We start from the raw sequence: 24,143 nt of genomic DNA on the forward strand, positions 1-24,143 counted from the left end.
ATCCGCTTCGTATGTCAACTTACACTATTTTCAGAAATTTCTGAAATTCATGAAGTTGCACACAATGAACCTCTCCCCGACCATTCAGGCCTTCGTCTTGCATTTCGGCGAAATGGGCAACCGCTGGGGCATCAACCGCACCGTCGGGCAGATCTATGCACTGCTCTACGTCTCGCCGAAACCACTCTGCGCCGACGCCATCGTCGAGGCGCTCGGCATTTCGCGGTCCAACGTCTCGATGAGCCTGCGCGAGCTTCAGGCGTGGAATCTCGTCATCCTGAAGCATGTCCCCGGCGACCGGCGTGATTTTTTCACCGCCCCCGACGATGTCTGGCAGATTTTCCGCACGCTCGCCGAGGAGCGCAAGAAGCGCGAGGTCGATCCGACCCTGTCGGTGTTGCGCGACCTCCTGATGCTTGAACCTGCCAATGACGACGAGCGCTATGCCCGCGCGCGCCTTTCGGAGATGCACGGTCTGATCGAACAGGTGACCAACTGGTACGACGACGTCAAGAAACTCGATACCGGGCGGCTTGCGTCACTCCTGTCGCTCGGATCGAAGGTCACGCGGCTTCTGGACGCACGGGACAGGATCATCTCGATAGGACGCGGGCGCAGGAAAGCGGACCGCTCATGAGCGGTTCGGGACCATGAGCGCGCAGGTCACAACCACGGCGCGCGCCGCTACTGATGCCGGTGATCCGTCTGTCCGCGCAGCCGCTCCTGCTACGTCGACGACGAGGCCCGGCCTACCCCGTTTTGCCGCTGCCCTTCAGATATCCGCCTCGCTTCTGTGGATACCGCAGGCGGCAGCCATCGCCTTCGCCATTGGCAACATCGCCGATGGCGCGCCCGCGCAGGCGGCGATCCTGCCTGCTTTCTGCATCTTTCTGCTCGGAATTCTGCGCGCGGGTCTCGACCGTGCCGGCACGACTCGCGCCTGGGACGATGCCCGCGTCCGCCTTTCCGCCTTGCGCGCCAATGCCGCCGCCGCCGTTGCAACCCATTCTCCGCTTGATGCGTCCCGGCCTTCCTCCGGCCTCGTCGCCAGCACGCTCACTGAGCAGGCCGACGACATCGTACCCTGGCTCGCGCGGTTTCTGCCGCTGCGCACCCGCGCTGCGGTCGTTCCGCCGATCATTCTAGGCTTCGTATTCGTCTTTTCGTGGGTCGCCGCCCTCGCCTTGCTGATGGCAGCGCCCGTCATACCCATCTTTATGGCGCTGATCGGCTGGCAGGCGAAAGCGGCCAGCGAAAGGCAGCTTACCCGTATGGGTAACATGAACGCCTTCCTTCTCGATCGGCTGCGTGGACTCGCCACCATCCGCGCCTTCGATGCGGTGGATAGTACCGCCCTCCGGCTGCGCGCAAACGCAGAAGAACTGCGAACCTCCACCATGGCGGTGTTGCGTATCGCCTTCCTGTCGTCGGCCGTACTGGAACTGTTCGCCGCCCTGGGTGTGGCGCTGGTGGCGGTCTATGTCGGGTTTCATTTCCTGGGAGAACTGAACTTTGGTGCTTGGGGCGGAAAGCTGACGCTGGCGCAGGGTCTCTTTGTCCTGCTGCTCGCGCCCGCTTTCTTCGAGCCGCTACGTGATCTCTCGTCCGTCTGGCACGACCGCGCCGCCGGGCAGGCCGGACTGGAGGCGCTCGACCGCATTACGCGGGGCGGAACGAAAATCGTCGGCGGTCTGGAAAGTACAGCCGTCGAAGTATCCGGTGCGCTTTCGGTGTGGATCGACGGCCTCACCTTCCGCCATGCCGAATCGGCGACCGCGACCTTCAGCGATTTCGCCCTATCCATCCACCCCGGCGAACATGTCGCGGTGATGGCCCCTAGCGGCGGCGGAAAATCCACCTTGCTGGCGCTTGTTGCGGGCCTTTCGTCGCCCGATACCGGTATCGTCCGGCTTGGCGGCGAACCGATGAACCATGCCAGTGCCGCCCACCTGCGTGCTCGCATCGCATGGCTCGGCCAGCCCCCGCATATCTTTTCCGGTACGCTCCGCAGCAACATCACACTCGGGCGGCCAGGCATCGGCACGGGGGACGTCGCCCGCGCCATGGAAGCCGCCCATATCGCACACCTTGCCGCGCAACGTGGCCATGCGATGATCGGCGAGAACGGAGCCGGCCTGTCGGGCGGCGAGACTCTGCGGCTGGCGCTGGCGCGTGCGGCTGTGGGCATCCGGCCCGGCCTGATCCTTGTGGACGAACCGACCGCCCATCTCGATTCTGTCACAGCCGCTGAAATTACCGACCGCCTGCTGGCCATCGCGGAAGGGACAACACTGGTCGTCGCCACCCACGATCCCGCGCTTGCGGCCCGCATGGACCGCGTGGTCATGCTGCCCGCTCCGGCGCAGCTTGAGGTTCTGGCATGAGCCGTCTCTCCGCCCTACGCCCGGTGCTCGCCCTGTTCTGGGCCGGTGACCGCCGCATGCTCGTCTATGGTACCCTGCTGTCTTTCACCACAGCACTTGCCGGCATTGCTTTGCTTGGGCTGTCCGGCTGGTTCATCGCCGCAACGTCGATCGCAGGCCTCACGCTCGTCACGGCGCTCACTTTCGACGTGTTCATGCCGTCCGCCGGCATCCGCCTTCTTGCCATAGGCCGCACCGCCTCGCGCTACGGCGAAAGGCTTGTCACCCACGACGCCACGCTAGGCGTGCTGGCTCACCTGCGCGAGCACGTGTTTCGCGGGTTCGCCCGTGCCGACGCAGCACGCGGTCTGGCCGCCAACCCGTCACGGCTCCTGTTTCGGCTCACCATCGATATCGACGCCCTCGATTCGCTTTACCTGCGGGTGCTGGCGCCCGTGCTTGTGGCAACCGGCGCAGCCCTGGCCGTCGCAGCCGCGCTCGCTTTCGTCCACCCCTTGCTCGGCCTTTCCTCCGCCATCGTCCTGCTGGCCGCGGGCCTTGGCATTCCGTTTCTCGCCTCTCGCCGCGCTGCAGCATTCGCCCGCCGCCGCGCCCACGCGTTAGAGGCCTTGCGGTCGCGCTCCATCGACCTCGTGCGGGGACAGGCCGATCTTGCCATGACGAATCGTCTTGGCGCGCAGGTTCGTGCCATCGAAGCCGCAGACATTCGTCTGGCCCAGGCCGACCGCGCGCTTAATCGTGCCGAGGCCGGTGCGGGCTTCAGTCTCGGCATTCTATCTGCAGCCCTGCTCGCCGGCGTCCTGCTTGCAGCCGCCTACCTTGCCGAAGCCGGCACCATCGGCGCACCAATCGCCACTTTTGCCGTGCTGCTGGCGCTTGCCAGCCTGGACCCCTTTGCGCTCCTGCGCCGCGGCGCGGTCGAGTTCGGCCGCACACTTCAGGCGGCAACGCGCCTCGGCCCGCGCCTGACGAACCGCTCAGACCCACCTAAGCTCCGCCGTTCCGCAGCACATGGCATGGCGATCAGGCTGGAGTCTGTAAGCGTCGGCCATCCCGGCGCGGCGCGTTCGGTCCTGTCCGACATTTCCGTCGTCATCCGCCCCGGCGAACGCATCGCGCTGGTGGGTGCGAGCGGAGTTGGCAAATCCACGCTTCTGTCGCTGTTAGCCGGAGAACTGAACGCTTCAAGCGGCAACCTCACTGTCCATCCCTGTGGCCTGCTCACCCAGCGCACTGAGCTTTTCCGCGACACGCTGCGCGGCAATCTTGCGCTCGCCCGCCCCGGCGCATCCGATACCGAAATGATAGCGGCGCTCGAAGCTGCGGGTCTGGCAAGCTATGTCGCATCTCTGCCCGGCGGTCTCGACACGATACTCGGCGAGGGCGGTGCCGGGCTTTCCGCTGGTCAGGCGCGCCGTCTGGCGCTTGCTCGCCTGCTGTTGCGCGATGCGGCCCTCTGGCTGCTCGATGAGCCGACAGAAGGCCTCGACGGTAACACTGCACGTGACGTGGTCGCGCGCCTCGATGAACGCGCCACCGGCCGCATCCTGGTCGTCGCCACCCACACACGCCGCGAGGCGTCGCTTGCCGACCGTATCCTCGTGCTGCGTGACGGCCGCATCGCCGCCGACGTTGCCTGCGGCACACCCGCCTTTGACATGGAACTCAGCCAGCTGAGGCCCGATTGACATGACCCACCGGAGCCAGAAATGGAACTGAACATCGTCGACCTGTCGCGGCTGCAATTCGCCATCACCGCGCTGTACCACTTCCTTTTCGTGCCGCTCACCATCGGCCTGTCGATCCTGATGGCGATCATGGAAACGGTCTACGTCATGACCGGCCGTGACATCTGGCGGCAGATGACCAAGTTCTGGGGTACGCTCTTCGGCATCAACTTCGTGCTCGGCGTTGCCACCGGCATCGTCATGGAATTCCAGTTCGGCATGAACTGGAGTTATTACAGCCACTATGTCGGCGATATTTTCGGCGCGCCGCTGGCGCTCGAGGGGCTGATGGCCTTCTTCCTCGAGGCTACCTTCGTCGGCTTGTTCTTTTTCGGCTGGGACAAGCTGTCGAAACTCGGCCACCTCGCCGCCACATGGGCGGTTGCGCTCGGCTCCAACTTCTCGGCCTTGTGGATTCTCATCGCCAATGGCTGGATGCAGAACCCGGTCGGTTCCGTCTTCAACCCGCAGACCATGCGCATGGAGGTGGACGACTTCTACGCGGTCATCTTCAATCCCGTCGCGCAGGCCAAGTTCGTCCACACGGTCTCGGCCGGCTATGTCGTCGCCTCCATCTTCGTGCTCGGCGTGTCGGCCTGGTATCTGCTCAAGGGCAGGCACATCGCGCTCGCCAAACGTTCGATGACGGTCGCGGCCTCGTTTGGCCTCGCCGCGTCCCTGTCGGTCGTGGTGCTGGGCGACGAGAGCGGCTACCTTTCCACCGAGCATCAGAAGATGAAGCTCGCGGCGATCGAGGCAATGTGGCATACGGAACCCGCGCCCGCCGCATTCACCGTCATCGGTATGCCCGATCAGGCCGAGCGCAAGACGCATTACGCCGTCCAATTGCCGTGGGTGATGGGCCTGATCGGCACCCGCTCACTCACCGCCGAAATCCCCGGCATCCACGAACTGGTTGAACTAGCCGAGACCCGCATCCGGCAGGGTATCATCGCCTTCGACGCACTCCAGTCGATCCGTGCGGCCAGCAGTACCGCCGCCATCCCCGACGACGTCGCCGCCCGCTTTGAGGATACCGGACGCTATCTCGGTTATGCGCTCCTGTTGCGTCCCTATCTGGACGATCCGCGCGAGGCGAGCGACGAGCAGATCACGCAGGCGGCATGGGACACCGTGCCCAACGTGCCGACGCTGTTCTGGTCCTTCCGGATCATGGTTGGCCTCGGAATGTTCTTCATCGTCCTCACTGCCACCTTCTTCTACCTGTCGGCTCGCCACCAGCTTGAACGCTATCCGTGGTTGCTCAAGCTCGCGGTGTTTTCGATCCCGCTGCCGTGGATTGCGGCTGAAGCCGGCTGGATCGTCGCCGAGGTCGGTCGCCAGCCCTGGGTGATCGAGGGTGTGCTGCCCACCGCCGCCGCCGTTTCCGATCTTGGAGCTACCACCGTGCTGTTCACCATCGCCGGCTTCGCGGCCATCTACACGGTGCTGTTCATCGTCGAGGTAACGTTGATGCTCGCTGCGATCAGGAAAGGCCCGAAAGAAGACCATGAACCCGAACAGAAACTTCTCCCCGAAGCGCTCGAACCCGCGGAGTAGGCCCTCATGATTCTGCACGAACTCATCGATTACCAGACCCTGCGTCTGATCTGGTGGCTGCTGCTCGGCATTCTCATTATCGGCTTCGCGGTGATGGACGGCTTCGACCTCGGCACCCAGACCTTGCTGCCCTTCGTGGCGAAATCCGATCTCGAGCGCCGCGTCGTCATCAATGCGGTCGGACCGATCTGGGAAGGCAACCAGGTGTGGCTCATCCTCGGCGCGGGCGCGATCTTCGCCGCATGGCCGCCGCTCTACGCCGTGTCGTTCTCCAGCTTCTACCTCGCCATGTTCGCCATCATCGCCGCACTCATCCTGCGCCCGGTCGGCTTCAAGTACCGCTCCAAACGCGAGAGCCCGCGCTGGCGCGCCAGCTGGGACTGGGCCCTGTTCATCGGTGGCATCGTCCCAACGCTGATCTTCGGCGTCGCGGTCGGCAATGTGCTACAGGGTATTCCCTTCCATCTCGGCCCCGATTTGCGTATCTTCTACGATGGCTCGACCCTGTTGGAGCTGCTCAATCCCTTCGCGCTCCTGTGCGGGCTCCTGTCAGTGACGATGCTGGTCATGCATGGCGCGTCATGGCTAGTGCTAAAGACCAGCGGCCTGGTTGCCGACCGCGCCCGACGCTTCGGCACGCTCGCGGCGACGGCCACCATCGTCCTGTTTGCGCTTGGTGGCCTTTGGGTTGCGATTGGCATCGAAGGCTACCGCTTCGTCTCCGACATCGTCACCGACGGGCCATCCAACCCGCTTGCAAAGACCGCTGAACAGGGCGCCGGCTTCTGGTTCGCCAACTACGCCGCCCAACCATGGACGCTTGCGGCGCCCGCGCTCGGCTTTGCAGGTTCACTTCTGGCGCTGGGGTTCCTCGCCCTGCGCCGTGAGGTGCTGACGCTTCTGTCGAGCGGGCTGTCGGTTCTCGGCATCATCGCCACCGTCGGGCTGGCGATGTTCCCGTTTATCCTACCGTCGTCGATCGACCCGAATTCGAGCCTGACCGTCTGGGATGCCTCATCGAGCCACTTGACGCTATTCATCATGCTGGTTTCGACGGGGATTTTCCTGCCCATCATCGCGCTCTACACCACGTGGGTCTACCGCGTTCTATGGGGCAAGGTGGACGAGAAAGAAATCCGCGATGGCTCCGGCCACGCTTATTAGCCAATCCTGCACAAGTGGAAACCGCTTCTGCGTCCGGAATTGCATAGAAATTTTTGAAACCGCCGATTGGGTCAAAATCGGGAATCTGTTTCCGGCTCAATGCGGTTAGAAAGGACAAGCTTCATGTGGTACTTCGCTTGGCTACTTGGCCTGCCGCTCGCCGCCGCCTTCGCCGTCCTTAACGCTATGTGGTACGAACTGGTGGAAGACGATGAGAAAAAGGATGCGTCGTCTTGAGTAACGATCTCAGTCGGAGTCGTTCAAATCCGGCCGGCCGCTGCAAGCGAACATGCACTCTATTAGAAACCTATAAGATCTGAGCAAGCGGTATAATGATCGCCAGCATGATCGGCTGGTGCAGCAGGTAAATCATCAGGCTGCGCTTCCCCATCCAGACGAGTGCATCCCCTGAATGGCCAGCCGGCAAGAAGCGGTCGAGTGCGCTTTCTTTTCTCCTATCGACCAACATTTTCGTTCCGGCCATCCCGATGAGGGTAATGCCAACCCACGGGAAGATCGGTACAAAATCGTTACTCGGCGGCACGCTCTGCGCAAATCCGATCCAGGCGAGCCAGCGTGTGTCGAAGAGTTCCGACTGCCAAAAAGAAGGGACTAGTACCATGGCAAGGCCACTGGCAAGACTTAACCACCAAGGTGTACGCAGGAAGAAAGAGCCCACCAATGTCGCGACGGTGATCGCATGCAGGATGCCGAAGTAAATGAACGTTGCCGGAAAAACATTCCATGTCACCAGTGTAATGGCCGCAGCCGCGATGCTGATCTTCGCAAGACGGCGCAGATAAGCGCCCGCTCGGAACGGAGCGCGGGAGGATAAGACAAGGCCGACCCCGACCAGCATCATGAAGCTTCCGGCAAGCACGCGCCCAAAGCCGAGCCAGAGTGGATGGTATGCGATGCCTGAAATGAAACCAGTAAATTCGAGGTCCCACACAAAATGGAACAGCACTACGCCGGCAATTGCCAGACCGCGCCACGCATCGACCATGTAAACACGGGCTATTGTCTCGATATCGCTTCTCCTCTCCGCAAAAACATTTTGTAAAAGCTCATCCCGCTAGAGGGTCAAGATGTCGCTGCTGCAGCGCATTGACCCTCTAGCGGGATGAGCTTGTATAGACGGGCATGGAATTCGAGATCTCAAATATCGGCGTGGTGGCGGCGATCGCTGCCGGTGCCATTTCCTTCCTGTCGCCCTGCGTGCTTCCGCTGGTGCCGGGCTATGTGTCGTTTATAGCCGGCAACTCCACCCGGACTGAACGCAGCGATCCGGACAACAAAATGTCCGTCGCCTGGCTGAGTATATGTTTCATTCTTGGTTTCTCGACGGTGTTCGTCATACTGGGAGCTGGAGCCACCGCCCTTGGCCAGTCGCTTCGCGCCTACAGTTACGAAGCCGGCATCATCGGCGGTGTTATTGTCATAATCTTCGGCCTTTTCACCACCGGGCTTCTGCGGCTGCCCATGCTGCAAAGGGACGTCCGCTACCACGGCAGCCTGTTCACAGGCGGGCCGACGGGCGCATACTTGCTTGGTCTAGCATTCGCGTTCGGCTGGACGCCTTGCATCGGCCCGATTCTCGGGGCAATCCTGACAGTCAGCGCTGTGTCGGCGACGGCACTGGACGGCGTCGCGCTCTTGGCGCTCTACTCCGTTGGCCTGGGAATACCCTTCTTTCTGGCCGCGCTTTTCACAGATCGACTGATTGCATTTCTTCCCAGCCTACGTAAGACCGGGCGAGCGCTGCAGGTGACCGCTGGCGTCATCATGATCATCATGGGCCTTGCCATGGTGAGCGGCTACATGACCTGGTTCGCGTTCTGGCTGCTGGAGAAATTTCCGGTTTTCGGGTCGATCGGCTAAGATCAGCCAATCGCGTGAAACCTTAGAGGTCATATCGTACCGGCTCGACGAAGGGCGCCGCGGGGATCGACCTGAACGGTCACATGATCGATCGCGTAGCGCTCCTTCAGCCAAGCCGTGATTGCGGAAGGCAACTGAAGCGGATCACCCCCAGGTGCCGGCGTGACATGAACCGTGGCGACGACGGTGTCGTCCGTCAGCGTCCACGCATGAAAATGACCCGCTTCCTCTACCTGCGGCAACTCGCTGAGTTCCCGTTCGATGTTGCTGGCATCCAGCCCGCGCGGCACCGCCTGCAGCAGTACCCGGATCGATTCACTCACCAGTGTCCAGGCCGAGCGGACCACCAGAAGCGCTACCAGAACCGAAAGGATCGGATCGAGGACCGCCCAACCCGTCAGCATGATGCCGATGGCGGCAGCGATGGCCCCAACCGATCCCAGAAGGTCGCCGACGACATGAAGCAACGCTCCGCGAAGGTTGCTGTCACCTTGGGAACCTCGCATGAGGATCCAGGCTCCCGCCAGATTGACCAGCAGCCCCACCGTCGCGACGGCGAGCATCGGACCCGCCAGAACCTCGACCGGCTGGTTGATGCGACCGACGGCTTCCCACGCGATCCAGCCGACGAGAAGAAGCAGGGTTGCCCCGTTTGCCAGCGCGGCAAGGACGCGCACGCGATGGAACCCGTAGGTCCGGGTGTTGTCCGCAGGTCGGCGAGCCACGCGATAGGCGATCAGCGCCAGAAGCAGGGCCGCCGCATCTGACACCATGTGCCCCGAGTCCGCGATCAGCGCGAGCGAGCCGGAGAGCCATCCGCCAATTGCCTGCACAACGGCGTAGCTGGCGGTGAAGATGAAGACGAGTCGAATCCGCCACTCGTTGCCGGCGGTCACAGACGTTCCGTGGTCATGCCCGTCATCATGTCCATGAGTTTGCGAGTTCATGTTTCCGCTCCCGTCACAATGCCCTTTCGAATTTTATCCAACCACATATGGCTTGACCAACGCAGATAGTCTCGACCAGGTGTCGTGAGGGATGAACGAACAGGTCAGCCTTGTCGAAATCCGGATGCGTCCCCTCAGCCCGTCAGGAACGGCACAGGGATGCCAAACACGTTCGCAAGCAACGTAAAATTTAGTCCGAGAACAATCGTGGCCCCGATGAGCGCAAGACACCGTACGGCCGGCCGCATTGTGTAATCTCCCATGACGTCCCGACGAGAGGTGAATATGATCAGGGCGATCATCGGCACGGGCAATGCGATCGACAACACGACTTGGCTCATCACCAACGCCTGGGTTGGGTTGACGCCCATTGCGACGACCACGAAGGCCGGCACCATCGTGACGAGGCGCCGGAGCCATATCGGGACATGGAAATATAAAAAGCCCTGCATGATCGTTTGCCCCGCCATAGTTCCCACCACAGAGCTTGAAACGCCCGAGGTGATCAGGGAAACGAGGAACACGGAGGCGGCCGCAGTCCCAAGCAACGGCGTCAACATATGATAGGCGGTCTCGATTTCGGCGACGTCACTGTTGCCCTGATGAAAGGCGCTTGCGGCCATGATGACCATCGCCATGTTGACCATTCCCGCGATGGCGAGGGCGATCACTACCTCGATGTTGGAGTAACGCAGCACCTTGCGGCGGTCATTTTCATTCCGGATCCGGACGCGCGACTGGGTCAGGCTCGAATGCAGGTAGATAGCATGCGGCATCACTGTAGCGCCGATGATGCCGACTGCGATTGTCAGTGCCGCAGCGTCAGGAAGCTGCGGCGTGACCAGTCCGACAGCCGCCTGTCCCCAGTCGACCGGGGCTATCACCAACTCGACAAGGTAACAAAGACCGATGATTGAGACCATCGTACCGATGATCAGTTCCATTGGCCGAAAACCCTGCTTCTCGAATATCAGGATGCCGTATGTCACTGTGGCGGTGACAACCATGCCCCAGAAGATCGGCAGATCGAAAAGCAGCGCAAGACCAACCGCGCCACCGAGAAACTCGGCCAGATCAGTCGCCATGGCCGCCACTTCGCTGACCGCCCACATCACCCAGACAACCGGCGCAGGAAAGTGGTCGCGCGACATTTCGGCAAGGTTTTTCTCTGTCACGATGCCGAGACGGGCGGACAATGCCTGAAAAAGCATGGCAATCAGGTTTGCTAGCAGCACCACCCAGAGCAGCTGATATCCATAGCCCGCGCCGGCCTGGATGTTTGTCGCGAAATTGCCCGGATCGACATAGGCGATCGAGGCGATCACCGCTGGCCCGGCAAAAAGGAGGCGACCGGAAATCCCGCGACGCTCGCCGGATAGCACAGCAGCCATCCCGTTGCGCGTGCGCTCTGTGTCATACATGAGGGTGTGTCCTGATGTGGTTGCAAGAGATTATATAGCCGATGCTATATTTTGTGCAATCGGTTAAAATAATTAGTGTGAAGCATGGACTTAGTTTGTTGAGTTTGCCAAATTGCGGAAACAATTTTACCCTTGGCTAAATTTGAGCCTTGAGCTCATCTCTCCGATCAGGTGAACAACCGGTACAGATGACTAAGCCCAACAACTCGCCACCCCGCCCCGCCCAGCACGCGCGGCGCTTCGCGCATGTCCGGGAATGTCAGGCAAGCGCGCTTATCGAGGATTACGTCGAGATGATCGGCGACCTGATTGAAATCAATGGAGAGGCGAGGGTCGCGGACATCGCCGCGCGAATGGGCGTGGCGCAACCTACCGCAACCAAGGCCGTCGCGAGACTGAAACGGCAAGGTTTGGCGACGTCGCGTCCCTATCGCGGAATCTTCCTGACCGAGGAAGGCAAGCAGCTTGCCGACCGGGTGCGGTCACGCCACCTCATCGTCGTTCAGTTCCTGGTTGCCCTCGGAGTGCCGGAGGAAACAGCCGAGATTGACGGCGAAGGCATCGAGCATCACGTGTCGGAGCACACTCTGGCCGCGTTCGAAAAATTCTTAGGAATGCCCAACTGCACAAAGTGAGAACGACCGACGGCTTCCTTTATGGCCGTAACGTTTCCTTCTGACGCTTTGGCAGCCCATTGAACAAATCAGGCTGATCCTCGTTGAACGGGTCCACTTCGAAGTCTGAGGCGAGGATGGTTGAGCCGCGTCACCACTAGCGAGAGAGCGACGACACTCGTGCTTCGGAGAACGCCCCGGCCGTCTCCGCATGGCGCAGCCGCTTCACCTGCTTCATGGAGAGCAATTCGCCCCCGTCAAACAGCCGAGCGATCTCGGCCGAGACCTGATCGGCGGCGATCACCAATGCCGCGTCGAGATGGACGCAGCGCTGTGTCACGCCCCTCGGCCCATGCCCGAGCAATCCGGAGATCGTCAGTTCGGTGAAGCCGAGGGATGCCGCGATGCTCGCAAAGGTGTGGTGCAGGACATGTGGCGTCACTTTCTCCAGGCCGGCGCGGGCGCCTACGCCAGCGTCTCGGGCCGCCTTCCGCTTCCGTGGCCGTGCTGGACGCTTTGGCGCGATCTCTGGTGTCGGCGACGTCACAACGGCCGGCACGAAGGCCGGGGAATCCTGCTTGGCCGAAGCGGCCTGTTTGCGCGCCTCGCGACGCCAGGCGAAGACGTGCTGCGGCCGGAGACCATAACGCCGGGCGACCTCGGAAACGATTGCGTTCGGCTCCAGCGTCTCCTCGATGATCCGCGCCTTGTCATCCACCGACCACTGACGCCGACCGCCAGCACCGTTGATCACCTCGAAACGGCGAGGCTGCCGCTCCGGGTCAAGCGTAAGGTCAAGTCCAGACACAAGCCTATCTCCGATCCCCATACAGGATCGGCAACCTCACAGATCGCGATCACTCCCGAAAGGTGGCCCGGAAACACCACTTACGTCCGGGTGTGCGCAACACCATCTTTTCTTTTGTCGTGCACCGCCGCAATGGGAGCTGGAGTTGCGCCTCGGCGCACAACACCGACATCGTGCCTCACATGGAAACGAACCTGGTGGGACCTGACGGAACCCATCGACCGGTGAGCTATCGCTGACGATTGACAGCAAGTCATTCAGCAAGGGTTCGCGGCGGGTCCGAATTACCTCGCTTCGTCAACCTACTTGTTTGTGATGGTCTTTCTGATCAGTCCTCAGTTCCCGTTCGGCGCACGCACGTCAGTCTACGCTAGCAGCTGTTGAACGATGCAGGATCATGGGCAGAGATTCCCGCTCTCGTCATCATTTTCATGTACGCTCGGACGAATTTTTCGATCGATGCTCATTCACGCTGGAACTTTAACGTTTTGTTTCATATTGTTTCCTTGAGGCGGTACGCGCCGCTTTGGGGCTTCGAAACCCCTGTCCACCGGTTGGTGCCGGCCGTTACGGCGCCGCGATCCTATGGCCATTGGCCGGGGTCCTGCGACGTATGTCCAGGTGCCTCGGTGCTAAAGGTCACAGGGCTGCGGTGGACGCAGTTTCGAAACCCCGGCTTGGGTTCACAGGATTATCGATTGCGGGGGCGTACCGCAAATCACCCGCCCTGAAGGTCGAATGACAATGCGAGACCCTTCGCTAAAGGTTCAGATTTCCGATCTGTCCGAAAAACTCGACCCATTGATCGCTCCACTCGATAACGATCAGCTTTTGACCCTTGTGATCGAGGCGATCAGAGAATACCGCCGCCTGCTACAATGCGCAGAAGATGCCCATCAGCAATGGGAACAGGCAAAATCTGTGCTCGCCAGCGAGCACTGCCGATTGAAAGAGCTTGAGCGTACCTACCTCAACGCCCTGAAAAGCCATCAGGCCCAGATGAACCTTGTCGCAGCGCTGACAGACCGGCTCGGCTACATCCCGACCATCGATCAGGAAGGCCCTAGCGACGAGGAATGAGCCCGCGCTCGAGAGCAATTCGTACCATATGAGGCCCATTGGTGGCGTTCAGCTTGGCTTGAGCATTTTCTATATGAAAACGGACCGTCCTTTCGGTAATCCCGTGCATCTGGGCAATTTCCGCTTTTGTCTTACCCAACGAAGTCCACATGACACAGTCGAGTTCTCTCGGGGTCAGCGGGTTGGAAAGCATCTGGCGTGCGGCGAAATCCGCACTGGATACGTGCATATGAGTGTAGGCGACAGCCGCCACGGCAGATTTAAGCGCGGCGATATTATACGGCGCGTCCATGTCACATTCGGACATGAACGTCAGCATAGCCGTTCTCCCGAACCCGGCGCGCATGGGGATCGTCATACCGGACACGACGCCGAAATCGCCGATCTCGTCGCGATATTTTCGTGCAACAGGCTCAGTCAAATCCATTCGCGCCAATGACCACCAGAACGGCGCAGCCGTCTTGCGGGCATGTCTCACCACCGGATCGACGATCGAAAGTTGCGCGTCGAGATAATAGTCCTCCCACACCTGCGGCAGATCGGTGAGAGTACGAGCCCCATCGCTGCTCACCCCGACATAGGCAAAACGTTGCAGTCCCGCAGCGACCGTGAATTCATGCAACGCGGCACGTACCGCACGTTCGTCGCGGTTGAGTTCTAGCGCTTCGAGCAAGCCAGAAATCTGGTCCGACAAGGGGTTTATTCGCCTTGCAGGTTGCATTTCGTCCTCCTCACGACGTCACTTTGCCGCGATTATCGAACTCCTACGAGTTTACCTCCTGTTCCAGACTTCGCGGCGCCTCTAAGCGGTGAAATTCTTTAGCCATTTTGGTTTTGAAACCTCAGGAACTCAATCTGCATCCGCGACAAATCAACTGTTCCCGGTCACATCGGCGTTACCGGGCTGCTCGCCCGCAGTAGCTAAAGGCAGGAAATTGTAACACAACATCATGTTATTCATGGTTTTTCTGCCCTTTAAGCGTTGAGAGATCAACGCGTATTCCGGCGGCATATGGATCGAAGGTCTGCTCTGACATCGGTGTCGTACGATTCGACTCTGAATCCGCAATCGTTTCTGGCGTATCCTCTATCGAGACATTCTCCTCATCAGAAAGGGGGCCGGGATCTGCTTCGCCAAACACATAAGCGTCCTGGAATATTCCCGTCCGCCAGGCTGCGAGGGCTTCCCGAAATACACAGGGACCTGCCTCTCCACGTGCGTGGGCAACAATCCGATAGACCTTGCCAAATAGTGCCGAACCCAGACGGATGTTCTGGCAGGCATCGACGAGATCCGCCGCGATTTCCGTCGCATCCGAAACACCGTAGCCCGCCGGATACTGGGTAAGGCCGACACGCACCGTCGCCTGTCCAACGAAACGCTGGATCAGTCTTACCGCATCATCCGCATTTTGCGGCGCCTGTGGCAGAATAATCCTGTCGCCGGACGTGATGGTTACGGAAAGGGGATTGTCCGACCCCGCCTCGGCAATAAGGCGCTCGACAATTGCGATTTCGATTTGCGGGTCAGCACATTGATGGATCAGTGCGGCATCAATCATGGCGAACCTTTCTTTCAAGTGTTGAATGAGACAATCAGCGGAAGCGAAAACAATCGCGCCCAGGCGACGGCACTCGCCCGCTGAATGGCAACGATATTGGTGTTTTCGGTCCACCAGCCATTGCCTGTCGCGACAATGACGTCCGGGTTGTGCAAGACAGATTGCAGGATCGGCCAGATGATAAGCTGCTCGTAACAGATCAGCGGCGCGACCCTGTGACCATCGATTTCGACAGTTGGGTTATCAAAGAAATGCGCTCGTGCCCCTGCCGGTTCACCGACAAGTGCCTGCCAGGGCTGCCACATCGACACCGGCACCGGCATCCGCTCGCGGTAGAGAATCCGAGATCCCTTGCCGGAAATTTCCACCATGACATTGTCGTAGCCTGTGGCATCAACAATGGTTGCGCCGGCAATGACGGTCAGGCCACTATCATTGAAGGCCCTGCCCCAGAGGCGAGCTGTCGTCGGCGTCCAGATGCCTGCCGAACTTTCCGGCAATACGATAACCCGCGCACCATCTTCGGCTGCATCCATGACAAGGTTGATGGTTTCGACCTGCTGCGCATAATCAGCATATTGTCCGCTCTCGCCGCGAAACCGGGTATCGACACCGACCCAGCCATCAGGCAAATTGAGAGGAGCGCCTGCCCCGGTTGACCATAGATATAGTCCTCCCAGGACAAGTGTCGTGATCGGCCAGATTCTGGTTGTCATCGCCAGAAGGCCGATCGCGGCAGCCACCAGACCTGGCCATCCCCATCCGGAAAACACCATACCGGCGCCCGTGATCGGATGCGCCCATCCGACGATACCGAAAGGCGGTACGCTCATCAGTATCGCTGCGATGCCATAGCGCACTACGCGGCCCCATCCTGGCCGCCCGGTCCAGAGCACGGCATGAACGAGCACAAAGCCGGCCGACGCTACCACCCAGAGCGCAAGTCCCGCTCCGATGCCGCCGCCGTAAAAATTGACAACCCCCTGCGGCAGACCGTGTGACGCGGCGAGGAAATACCCGGCGGCAACCAGCGCCGCGCCTGTCCGCGTCGGCGCCATCGCCCAGAGAGCCGGGAACAGCATGGCGAGCGGAATAAGGAATGGATTGCCGCTCCAGCCAATCATGCTGACGACAATGGCCGCGATGATGAGCAATGCCGATTTTATGATTTCAGGGTGCGACCGTAAGAACCGGCCGGGCGAGGCCAAGAACGCCGGAAGCAGGGATCGGGCCGAAATATCTCGAGTCATAGGAACCTGCGAAAGTCGAATGAAGGAAGAGGTAACCGGCGGGCACGATGCCGCCGGACCAGGAAGAAAGCGCCCTGCCCTCAGCATCGGTGCGGCGAATGTCGGAATGCGCCAGAACGCTGCCGTCGATTGTGATGCCTACGTCGACGACGACAAGCTGGCCGGGCAGTGCAACCACCGTCTTGATGAGCGGGCTCAACCAGCCCGAGCAAAGGCCCCGCCGGACGTAACCGCGCTCGTGCGCTTGTGAGAAGGCAGCGTTGTCCGGAGGGCAGATGAAGACGAGATCCCCGGTGGCTATCGGGCGGTCCAAAGGGACAATCCGCCAAAGGCCGAGCGGATAGCTCGGTGTCAGATTGAGACGAATCCCAAAACCGAAAAACGTGGTGAACATCAGGATTGGCACGACGACCGCCGACAACACGATGACGGCACGCCGCACCTGACTTGTCATTTCAGCACCTGCGACTGGCGCTGGGTCTGACGAAGTGCCTCAGCCTCCTTGAGAGCCTGGGTCGTTCGTTCATGGGCGGCAAGCTGCTGGCCAGCCCGCATCATCGGCCATGCCGTTGCCAGTTTCCGGCGCTCACCCGGCGACATGCCGAAGGCCTGCTTTTCGAACGCAGGACCAGTCGCATCTTTTGCAGCGTTGGAGAGAAGGCCGCGCTCGCCGAAGCGCTCGGACACCGCTTTGTTGAACGTGTCAATCTCGGCTCTGACCATTCTGTCAGCCAGCGCAAAGCCCAGAGCCGCTGGGAGATCGTTGCGATCGATGGCGTCTCGGACGCGCTCGAGCACGTTTCGTGCATTGTCGGAAAGCGCAGGAATGTCGACCGAGACCTTCAGACGACGGGCGCGCTCTTCGGCTTCGTGCTTGCGTTCGGCTTCGCCACGCTGGCGCAGGTAATTTTCGAGGTTGCGGGCCAATGCCGGGGCATTGAGCCGAGCGGTCTCACGATGCTGCTTGTCAGCCCTGCTGGCAAGCAGGCCAGTCTTGCCCTTGAGAGCCCCGAAGCCTTCCGGTGTAGTGACAATTTTGTCGACTGTGGCTTTGGCCAGCGCCGGATCCTTGAGCATGGCGTCGACATTGATAGCGCTCAACGCTGCTTCCGGCTGCGCATAGACCAGGCGAAAGCGCGTCGAGACTTCCTCCCACTGCGCCTTCAGAGCCGGATCGGCCGCAAGCTTGTCCTCGGTGGCCTGTTCGACTGATTTCGGGAAGATGGTGATGCCGGCAACCATGGGTTCGATCTCCCTGATCTGACTGGAAGGAACATGCTGCTGTGCGCCGGCAACAAGCCCCAGCCGGCCCGCCAGAGCGACCAGACGGGAACCAACCTCGGCCAATCGCTGCTTCTGACGCACGGTCCAGTCGAGCCGGTCGCGGATAATGGTCCGGGCCACATTGATGAGATTGAGCCCGCGGTTTTCGGCAAAACGCAGCGCAGCGCGATAGGCGGACGCGCCTTCATAGTCGAGCGTGGATTCCTTGGAACCGTCACGCGACAAGCCCTCGACGAGCCGCGACATGGCAAGCTCTCGCACATCGACAACGTCCCAGACGTGGCGCTGGACAGTCTTTCCATCTGGCAGCACAATCGGCTCTGATCCTTTATGTTCGAGGCCGATGCGATCACCAATTTCGGGTGCGGCCTTTTTCATGGCACGTTCGAGATCGACGCCCCAGATCGTTGATTGTTTGCCCTCGCCGGTTTCCAGCGTCACGAAATAGCTATCGCGGTTGTCCGGCTTGTTCTCATAGGGCGCGACACCATGACCGACGAGAATACCGCCGCGCTGCGTGTATTCGCTCAAGCCCACATAGATCTGCGCATCGTCGCGATGGCGGGTGAGCGCGACATAGATCAGGTGTCGATCAAGCGTGCGTGACGCGAGCACTTTCACGCTATCGACGGTGGCGCCCTGGCTTTTGTGCACCGTCGTTGCATAGCCGTGATCGACATTGGCGTAAAAGCGCTGCTCGACCACGACCTCACGGCGATCGTCACCCTCACCGATTGCCGCCACAATGCGGCCGGCTGATGCGTCAATGATTTTGGCCAGCATGCCGTTCTTGACGCCGAGCGACCCTTCATTCTTGAGGAACACGATCTGGTCGCCGGCGGCAAAGTTGCGGCTTCCATCCTCGGTGCGAAAAGCAAAGCCTTCACCGACGATACCGCGTTCGACGAGTTTTTCTCGCGCGCGCTCGTTGAGCAGGCGCACATCGGCACGGCGATGCGCCAGGATGAGAGCGGTCCTCGTCGGATCGTAATCGCGGTCCCAGTCGCTGATCAGAGAGGCGATGGCCTCATCGCGGCTCCATTGCGTCCTGACCATGCCGGCATCGTCATAGGCAGCAAGTGCAGCACCGATCTGGCCACCGGCAAGATCGGTCGATGCCTGCCGCATCCATGCCTCGCGCTGGCGGTAGATGAGCCCGAGTTCAGCATAGCCGATACGATCTGCGATCGCCCGAAACGCCGCACCCGCCTCGATCGGCTGCAGCTGATCGGGATCACCGACGAGGACAAGCTTGGCGCCAGCCTTTGTGACGGCTTCGACAAAGAGCGCCATCTGCCGCGATGACACCATGCCGGCTTCATCGAGAACGAAGATGGTTTTCTCATCAAGCTGGTCCCGATCTTGTCGCCAGCGCAACTCCCATGACGACAACGTCCGTGACGCAATGCCCGCTTCCTTCTCCAGTCCTTCAGCGGCCTTGCCCGCCAACGCGCCACCGACAACACGATAGCCGGCAGATTCCCATGCCTCGCGTGCGGCTTTCATCATGGTGGTCTTGCCGGCGCCGGCACGCCCGACGATGGCCGCAATCCTGCTAGCCCCGGCAACATGCTTGATCGCCGCACGCTGCTCGGTCGACAGTCGCTCATGGCGCGCGAAGGTGTTTTCCAGAACAGTGTTATGAACGCCATGCGAGGAGCGGCGGGAAAGCCAGATCGCCCGCGACGCCATGCCGGCCTCGATCCGGATCAGTTCCTGCGTTGTCAGCTTTGCGGGCTCGCGTCTGCCGGTCGCCAGCGAGACCTGTTCGCGCTCCAGCCGCAGGATGTCGGGGCTCTGCAATATCCGCGACAGCAGGTTCTGGAAGAGCCCCGCATCATCGACATAGCGATGCAGCACTTTCGCGATATCGCGCTCATTGAAGACGCTCTTCTCGCGGCTGATAAGATCCAGCACCAGTTCCGGATTGAGCTGGATACGCCGGGCATTCTCGGCGCGTCGCGCTTCGAAGAGTTCGATCCGCTCCAGTTCTATCGCCGCGCCTGCCGCCTGTGCCTTGCGATCCATAGCTGCTGCGCCGACACCGAGATGGATGGTCGGCACCAGATCGATACCCTGCTTTTCGTAGGAGCGACCATCGACGCGCAAATCAATCCCATTGAACGCCAGATGGTGATTGAGCCGCTCGAACCAGGCATCGCGAACAGCATTGAACTCATCCACGCCGCCGGCCCAAAGCTCGTAGACGATCTTCCCCGCCTTCGTTCTGACAGGCTGACCATCCTCACCAGCCACCGCGATCTTCTTTGGGCCAAATCCGTCTTCGGTCAGCGGGCGTAGCGTCATCATCAGATGCACATGCGGGTTGCCGGGATTATCGTGAAAGACCCAGTCAGCCACCATGCCGCGCGACAGGATTTCTCTTTCAACGAACTCGCGAACGAGCGCGATATTCTGCTCGGGCGTCAGTTCGAGCGGCAGGGCAATGGTCAGGTCCTTGGCAAGCTGAGCATCGGCGCGTTTCTCGAACGCCTCGATCCTGTTCCAGAAATCTTGCGACGCTTCCGCCACCGAACGATCGGCAATCATCTGCCGAAGCCAGTCCGGTGCATCTTCAGGAGCCATGAACTCCTCGTGCAGCAGGCCGATCTTGCGTGTGTAATCGACCGTCCTCGCCTCACGCTCGAACTCCATCTTCGCGCAATGCCGGTAGGCCGCCGACAGCACTGCACTGCGGCCGTCACCCCGGCTGATGATGCTGGCTGAAAAATGCGCGATAGCCACCGGCGGCAGGCTCCTTCTTGCCGTTGACACGACCTGTCCGGAAGGAACGCCACCGCCCGGCATCCGGGCCGGTCAGCAACGCGTCGCGTCAGCGACGTATAATTGCGCCCTTGGAGGCATTCCTTCGGAACGCCGGGATCATCTCAGGAAGTGTCGGCTCCGCCGACCCGGCATTTTTACCGGGTCGCGCAAAACGCAATCCCGGGCGAGTCTTGGGCCCTGCCAAATGGCAGTCAGCCAAAGAGGAGCAATCGGAATGAAAAAGCCATCGTCACGCATCAGGGCGGAAATCGCCAAACTCCAGGAGCAGTTGAAAGTCGCCGAAACGCGCGAGGCCGAACGCATCGGCCGGATGGCGCTGAAGGCAGGGCTTGGCGAGATCGAGATCGACGACAGCGATCTCGTTGCAGCGCTCGAGGAGATTGCGGGCAGGTTTCGTAAGGCAAGCGGGCGCAGCAAATCTGCGGCCACGCAGGTCACATCTGGCCCGGCTGCGGGGCAGGCTGACCCAGCTTGAAAGGAGGAAACAGATGGAAACGAGTGAAGCAAGAAAGAAGGACACGCGCGAGAAGATCGCGCTCGGTGGCCTGATCGCCAAGGCAGGACTGCGCTATGAAAAGCGCGCCCTCCTGCTCGGACTTTTGATCGACGCCAGGCAACGCATCAAGGGTGATGAGACTGAGCGTGCCCGTCTTACCGGCATTGGGGAGAAGGCGTTTGGCCGTGAACCCGACTAGGGCAGCATTGCTCATCACACCCATCGTGCTGATGAGCGGCGTGGTGTTTCTCCTCACCGGCATCGAACATTGGATCGCGGGTTTCGGCACAACGCAGGATGCGCGTCTTGCCCTTGGGCGAATGGGGCTTGCCCTGCCCTATGTCGCGGCGGCGACAACCGGCATCGTCTTTCTCTTTGCGGCAAAGGGCGCGACCACCATCCGCTATGCGGGGGCAGGCGTGACGATCGGAACAATTGGCGTCATGGCTATCGCCATGATCGGGGAAATCGTGCGGCTCGCACCGTTCGTCAGCGCGCTTCCCGCAGGCGACAGCGTCATCGCCTATCTCGATCCAGCGACCGCTGTCGGCGGCATGATCTCGATGGTCGCTGGAATGTTCGCACTACGTGTAGCGCTGCGTGGCAACGCAGCCTTTGCGGCTATCGCCCCACGGCGTCTTCGCGGCAAGCGCGCCATCCATGGGGAAGCTGAATGGATGGCCATAAACGACGCGAAACGGTTGTTCCCTGCCACTGGCGGCATCGTCGTCGGTGAAGCTTATCGTGTCGACAAGGATGTGGTTGCAGATCGTGGTTTTCGCGCCGATAACCCCGAAACATGGGGCGCTGGTGGCAAATCGCCCCTGCTCTGCTTTGACACATCCTTCGGCTCAACGCACGGTCTGGTCTTCGCGGGTTCTGGCGGCTTCAAGACGACCAGCGTCACCATCCCCACAGCGCTAAAATGGGGCGGAGGCCTCATTGCTCTGGATCCGTCGAACGAGGTTGCGCCAATGGTCATCGCACATCGGCGCGGTGCTGGCCGCGATGTCTTCGTGCTCGATCCAAAGCGCCCAACCATTGGCTTCAATGTCCTCGATTGGATCGGCCGTTTCGGCAGCACGAAAGAAGAAGACGTGGTTGCTGTCGCCAGTTGGGTGGTGACCGATACCGGACGCCCGACCTCGATCCGTGACGACTTCTTCCGCGCTTCGGCGTTGCAGCTCATCACCGCGCTAATTGCGGACGTTTGTCTGTCAGGACATACGGAAAAAGAAGACCAGCATTTGCGGCAAATGCGAGCGAACCTTTCCGAGCCTGAGCCCAAGCTGCGCGAACGGCTGCAGAAAATTTATGACAATTCTGAATCCGACTTCGTCAAGGAAAACGTCGCGCCCTTCATCGCCATGACGCCCGAAACATTTTCCGGCGTCTATGCCAATGCGGTCAAGGAGACCCATTGGCTGAGCTATCCGAACTATGCCACGCTCGTGTCGGGATCGAGTTTTTCCACCGACGCTATCGCCGAGGGCAAGACCGACATTTTCGTCAATCTCGATCTCAAGACGCTGGAGACGCATCCGGGTCTGGCGCGCACGATCATCGGCGCCCTGCTGAACGCGATCTACAACCGGAATGGAGAAATGAACGGGCGGGCGCTGTTCCTTCTCGATGAGGTGGCGCGGCTCGGCTATCTGCGAATACTTGAGACCGCGCGCGACGCCGGTCGCAAATATGGCATCAGCCTGGTGCTGCTGTTCCAGTCGATCGGCCAGATGCGCGAAACCTATGGCGGGCGCGACGCGACCAGCAAATGGTTTGAAAGCGCGTCCTGGGTATCGTTCGCGGCGATCAACGATCCAGAAACGGCCGACTATATCTCCCGCCGCTGTGGCAACACGACCGTCGAGGTCGATCAACTCAGCCGGTCATCGCAGATGTCGGGATCGTCGCGTACGCGATCCAAGCAACTGGCATCGCGCCCGCTGGTCCTTCCCGACGAGGTGCTGCGCATGCGCAGTGACGAACAGATCGTTTTCACGGCCGGCAATGCGCCGCTGCGGTGCGGACGCGCTATCTGGTTCCGACGCGCCGACATGAAATCGGTCGTCGGCGATAACAGATTCCACCGGAAGGAGGGACAGACATGAGGCTCGGCGCTCTAGCACCATCCCTTGACGTCCTCGTACAGCCGAGTTGCGCCATATGCTGACCAGCGAAGGATTCGGATGCCCCGAACCGCAGTTCCGCATCCGAAAGAAAGAAATGCGACAGACAGCTAACGCCGCCTGTCGCTTTGGTGCGTCAGTGTGCACGCTCTTCAGTAAGGACGGTTGGGACCACCCCGATCAGCTTGACGGAAAGGCCGCTTACGCGGCTTCCAAAGACGTTGGGACCGTTGAGCATCTCGAACTCCGGCGACAGAACCGGATAGCGGATCACCAACATCGCCGCAAAATCTTCGATCGGATAGCTTGGCGATACTGTCTCTCCAGCTGCATCGGTGCCGATGATCAGCAAGTTTCCCGCGAGCGGGCTACCGTAGCCTTTCAGCTCGGTGAAACAGGGCAGCTCGTCGGTGAGGCCATTGTCGTCAACGACGATGCAATGGTTTCGGTCGATGCGAACCATGTCGATCAGATCGCAACCAATATGGCGGCGGATTTCGGCAAGGATGTTGCGAGGATCGATCGTGACGATCCGCATTATCCGACGCTCGACTTCCACGAGATAGGCAGTGATGAATTTTGTCATGCTGGTCTCCTTTCATTGCGATGACGGAGACCGACCCGGGCAAGTCGAGCATCGGGTCAAGGACCGCTCCTGCGGCCGCGAAGCGGCGAGTGGGGGAGCCGGGTTTGTTGCCGGACGCTTGAGCGGCCGACAGCAAAATCGGGGGGACCGCTCGTCCTTGAGGCGAGGGGCGCGGCCCGTATTGTTGGCCGGCAGAGTGAGTGCAACCACGGCCCCACCAGGGGCCGTGTCCGTTTCCGGCGACCAGCCGGCTCACCCCCCTCGGGCAACATCGACCCCCGCTGTACCACGTCACCGACTCCACGCCTCGCTGCGAGATGGGGTAATCGGTTGTCAGTGACCTGAGCCCCAAGTCCCCTCCGGTTTTACGGAGAGTCCTTGGGTTGATGTTTGGCCCTAAGCGGCCTGTTTTTCCAGTGCCAGATTGCTGGCAAATTCGCTGGGCGTGAGATTGCCCAACGAG

22 protein-coding genes are annotated in these 24,143 nt (G+C 60.7%); 12 read left to right on the plus strand and 10 right to left on the minus strand.

Annotated elements, in window-relative coordinates; translation table 11 throughout:
• The first annotated feature begins 64 nt into the window (after positions 1 to 64).
• From P2PM1_RS21470 to cydX, 6 genes are all read left to right on the plus strand, one after another.
• Positions 65 to 637, plus strand: coding sequence for a GbsR/MarR family transcriptional regulator (locus tag P2PM1_RS21470; protein ID WP_186400498.1), 573 nt, complete (start codon positions 65 to 67; stop codon positions 635 to 637).
• Positions 638 to 650: 13 nt separating this feature from the next.
• A complete protein-coding gene (cydD, locus tag P2PM1_RS21475) occupies positions 651 to 2,384 on the plus strand; it encodes a thiol reductant ABC exporter subunit CydD (RefSeq protein ID WP_186400477.1) in 1,734 nt (577 codons plus the stop codon).
• Entirely contained in the window at positions 2,381 to 4,072 is a 1,692-nt protein-coding gene (cydC, locus tag P2PM1_RS21480) for a thiol reductant ABC exporter subunit CydC (protein WP_186400478.1), read from the plus strand. Before cydD ends, cydC begins: the two co-directional genes overlap by 4 nt.
• 21 nt (positions 4,073 to 4,093) lie before the next feature.
• Positions 4,094 to 5,671 (plus strand): cytochrome ubiquinol oxidase subunit I, encoded by a 1,578-nt coding sequence (locus P2PM1_RS21485; RefSeq protein ID WP_186400479.1) that lies wholly within the window; start codon positions 4,094 to 4,096, stop codon positions 5,669 to 5,671.
• A 6-nt stretch (positions 5,672 to 5,677) separates the two neighbouring features.
• Complete coding sequence (gene cydB, locus P2PM1_RS21490) at positions 5,678 to 6,835, plus strand: cytochrome d ubiquinol oxidase subunit II (protein WP_186400480.1); 1,158 nt, start codon at positions 5,678 to 5,680, stop codon at positions 6,833 to 6,835.
• A 123-nt stretch (positions 6,836 to 6,958) separates the two neighbouring features.
• Positions 6,959 to 7,072: a cytochrome bd-I oxidase subunit CydX gene (gene cydX / locus P2PM1_RS21495; RefSeq protein ID WP_082206143.1), complete on the plus strand. Its 114-nt coding sequence runs from the start codon at positions 6,959 to 6,961 to the stop codon at positions 7,070 to 7,072.
• 70 nt (positions 7,073 to 7,142) lie between these two features.
• On the opposite strand, the gene P2PM1_RS21500 is transcribed toward cydX, so the two are convergent.
• Positions 7,143 to 7,841 carry a heparan-alpha-glucosaminide N-acetyltransferase gene (locus tag P2PM1_RS21500; RefSeq protein WP_186400481.1) on the minus strand — a complete coding sequence of 233 codons (699 nt, stop codon included), beginning with the start codon at positions 7,839 to 7,841 and terminating at the stop codon, positions 7,143 to 7,145.
• Positions 7,842 to 7,978: 137 nt separating this feature from the next.
• Here P2PM1_RS21500 and P2PM1_RS21505 point away from each other — a divergent pair, with 137 nt between their 5' ends.
• Complete coding sequence (locus tag P2PM1_RS21505) at positions 7,979 to 8,716, plus strand: cytochrome c biogenesis CcdA family protein (protein WP_186400482.1); 738 nt, start codon at positions 7,979 to 7,981, stop codon at positions 8,714 to 8,716.
• A gap of 29 nt (positions 8,717 to 8,745) precedes the next feature.
• Here the strand turns inward: P2PM1_RS21505 and P2PM1_RS21510 are convergent, their stop codons facing one another.
• Both P2PM1_RS21510 and P2PM1_RS21515 read right to left on the minus strand, forming a co-directional pair.
• Positions 8,746 to 9,663 carry a cation diffusion facilitator family transporter gene (locus P2PM1_RS21510; RefSeq protein ID WP_186400483.1) on the minus strand — a complete coding sequence of 306 codons (918 nt, stop codon included), beginning with the start codon at positions 9,661 to 9,663 and terminating at the stop codon, positions 8,746 to 8,748.
• A gap of 134 nt (positions 9,664 to 9,797) precedes the next feature.
• Positions 9,798 to 11,084 (minus strand): Nramp family divalent metal transporter, encoded by a 1,287-nt coding sequence (locus tag P2PM1_RS21515; RefSeq protein WP_186400484.1) that lies wholly within the window; start codon positions 11,082 to 11,084, stop codon positions 9,798 to 9,800.
• Between the two features lie 188 nt (positions 11,085 to 11,272).
• On the opposite strand from P2PM1_RS21515, the gene mntR reads away from it, so the two are divergent.
• A complete protein-coding gene (gene mntR, locus P2PM1_RS21520; protein WP_186400485.1) occupies positions 11,273 to 11,719 on the plus strand; it encodes a manganese-binding transcriptional regulator MntR in 447 nt (148 codons plus the stop codon).
• A 136-nt stretch (positions 11,720 to 11,855) separates the two neighbouring features.
• Here the strand turns inward: mntR and P2PM1_RS25845 are convergent, their stop codons facing one another.
• A complete protein-coding gene (locus P2PM1_RS25845; RefSeq protein WP_186400486.1) occupies positions 11,856 to 12,506 on the minus strand; it encodes a transposase in 651 nt (216 codons plus the stop codon).
• A gap of 738 nt (positions 12,507 to 13,244) precedes the next feature.
• On the opposite strand from P2PM1_RS25845, the gene P2PM1_RS21530 reads away from it, so the two are divergent.
• Positions 13,245 to 13,586, plus strand: a complete 342-nt coding sequence (locus P2PM1_RS21530) for a transcriptional repressor TraM (protein WP_186400487.1) — start codon at positions 13,245 to 13,247, stop codon at positions 13,584 to 13,586.
• Here the strand turns inward: P2PM1_RS21530 and P2PM1_RS21535 are convergent.
• The 5 genes from P2PM1_RS21535 to traA form a co-directional block, all read right to left on the minus strand.
• Positions 13,570 to 14,307 (minus strand): autoinducer binding domain-containing protein, encoded by a 738-nt coding sequence (locus tag P2PM1_RS21535; RefSeq protein ID WP_186400488.1) that lies wholly within the window; start codon positions 14,305 to 14,307, stop codon positions 13,570 to 13,572. The genes P2PM1_RS21530 and P2PM1_RS21535 overlap by 17 nt on opposite strands.
• A 232-nt stretch (positions 14,308 to 14,539) precedes the next feature.
• The gene (locus P2PM1_RS21540; protein WP_186400489.1) at positions 14,540 to 15,148 is read right to left on the minus strand and encodes a conjugal transfer protein TraH; all 609 of its coding nucleotides are present in this window, start codon (positions 15,146 to 15,148) and stop codon (positions 14,540 to 14,542) included.
• A gap of 14 nt (positions 15,149 to 15,162) precedes the next feature.
• Entirely contained in the window at positions 15,163 to 16,302 is a 1,140-nt protein-coding gene (locus P2PM1_RS21545; RefSeq protein ID WP_256376484.1) for a conjugal transfer protein TraB, read from the minus strand.
• Between the two features lie 16 nt (positions 16,303 to 16,318).
• Complete coding sequence (traF, locus tag P2PM1_RS21550) at positions 16,319 to 16,852, minus strand: conjugative transfer signal peptidase TraF (protein WP_186400491.1); 534 nt, start codon at positions 16,850 to 16,852, stop codon at positions 16,319 to 16,321.
• The gene (gene traA / locus P2PM1_RS21555; protein WP_186400492.1) at positions 16,849 to 20,427 is read right to left on the minus strand and encodes a Ti-type conjugative transfer relaxase TraA; all 3,579 of its coding nucleotides are present in this window, start codon (positions 20,425 to 20,427) and stop codon (positions 16,849 to 16,851) included. The genes traF and traA overlap by 4 nt, the downstream gene beginning before the upstream one ends.
• A 256-nt stretch (positions 20,428 to 20,683) precedes the next feature.
• Between traA and traC the strand changes: the two genes are divergently transcribed.
• From traC to traG, 3 genes are read left to right on the plus strand one after another with little or no spacing between them, the layout of a single operon-like run.
• Complete coding sequence (gene traC / locus P2PM1_RS21560) at positions 20,684 to 20,944, plus strand: conjugal transfer protein TraC (RefSeq protein ID WP_186400493.1); 261 nt, start codon at positions 20,684 to 20,686, stop codon at positions 20,942 to 20,944.
• Between the two features lie 13 nt (positions 20,945 to 20,957).
• Complete coding sequence (gene traD, locus P2PM1_RS21565) at positions 20,958 to 21,164, plus strand: type IV conjugative transfer system coupling protein TraD (protein ID WP_186400494.1); 207 nt, start codon at positions 20,958 to 20,960, stop codon at positions 21,162 to 21,164.
• Positions 21,151 to 23,076, plus strand: coding sequence for a Ti-type conjugative transfer system protein TraG (traG, locus tag P2PM1_RS21570; protein ID WP_371636974.1), 1,926 nt, complete (start codon positions 21,151 to 21,153; stop codon positions 23,074 to 23,076). Before traD ends, traG begins: the two co-directional genes overlap by 14 nt.
• Positions 23,077 to 23,230: 154 nt before the next feature.
• On the opposite strand, the gene P2PM1_RS21575 is transcribed toward traG, so the two are convergent.
• On the minus strand, positions 23,231 to 23,680 hold the full coding sequence (locus P2PM1_RS21575) for a DUF3846 domain-containing protein (RefSeq protein WP_186400496.1): 450 nt from the start codon (positions 23,678 to 23,680) through the stop codon (positions 23,231 to 23,233).
• Positions 23,681 to 24,143: the final 463 nt, after the last annotated feature.

The sequence above is a fragment of the Stappia sp. P2PMeth1 genome, from assembly GCF_900185735.1.
Taxonomy (GTDB): Bacteria; Pseudomonadota; Alphaproteobacteria; order Rhizobiales; family Stappiaceae; genus Stappia.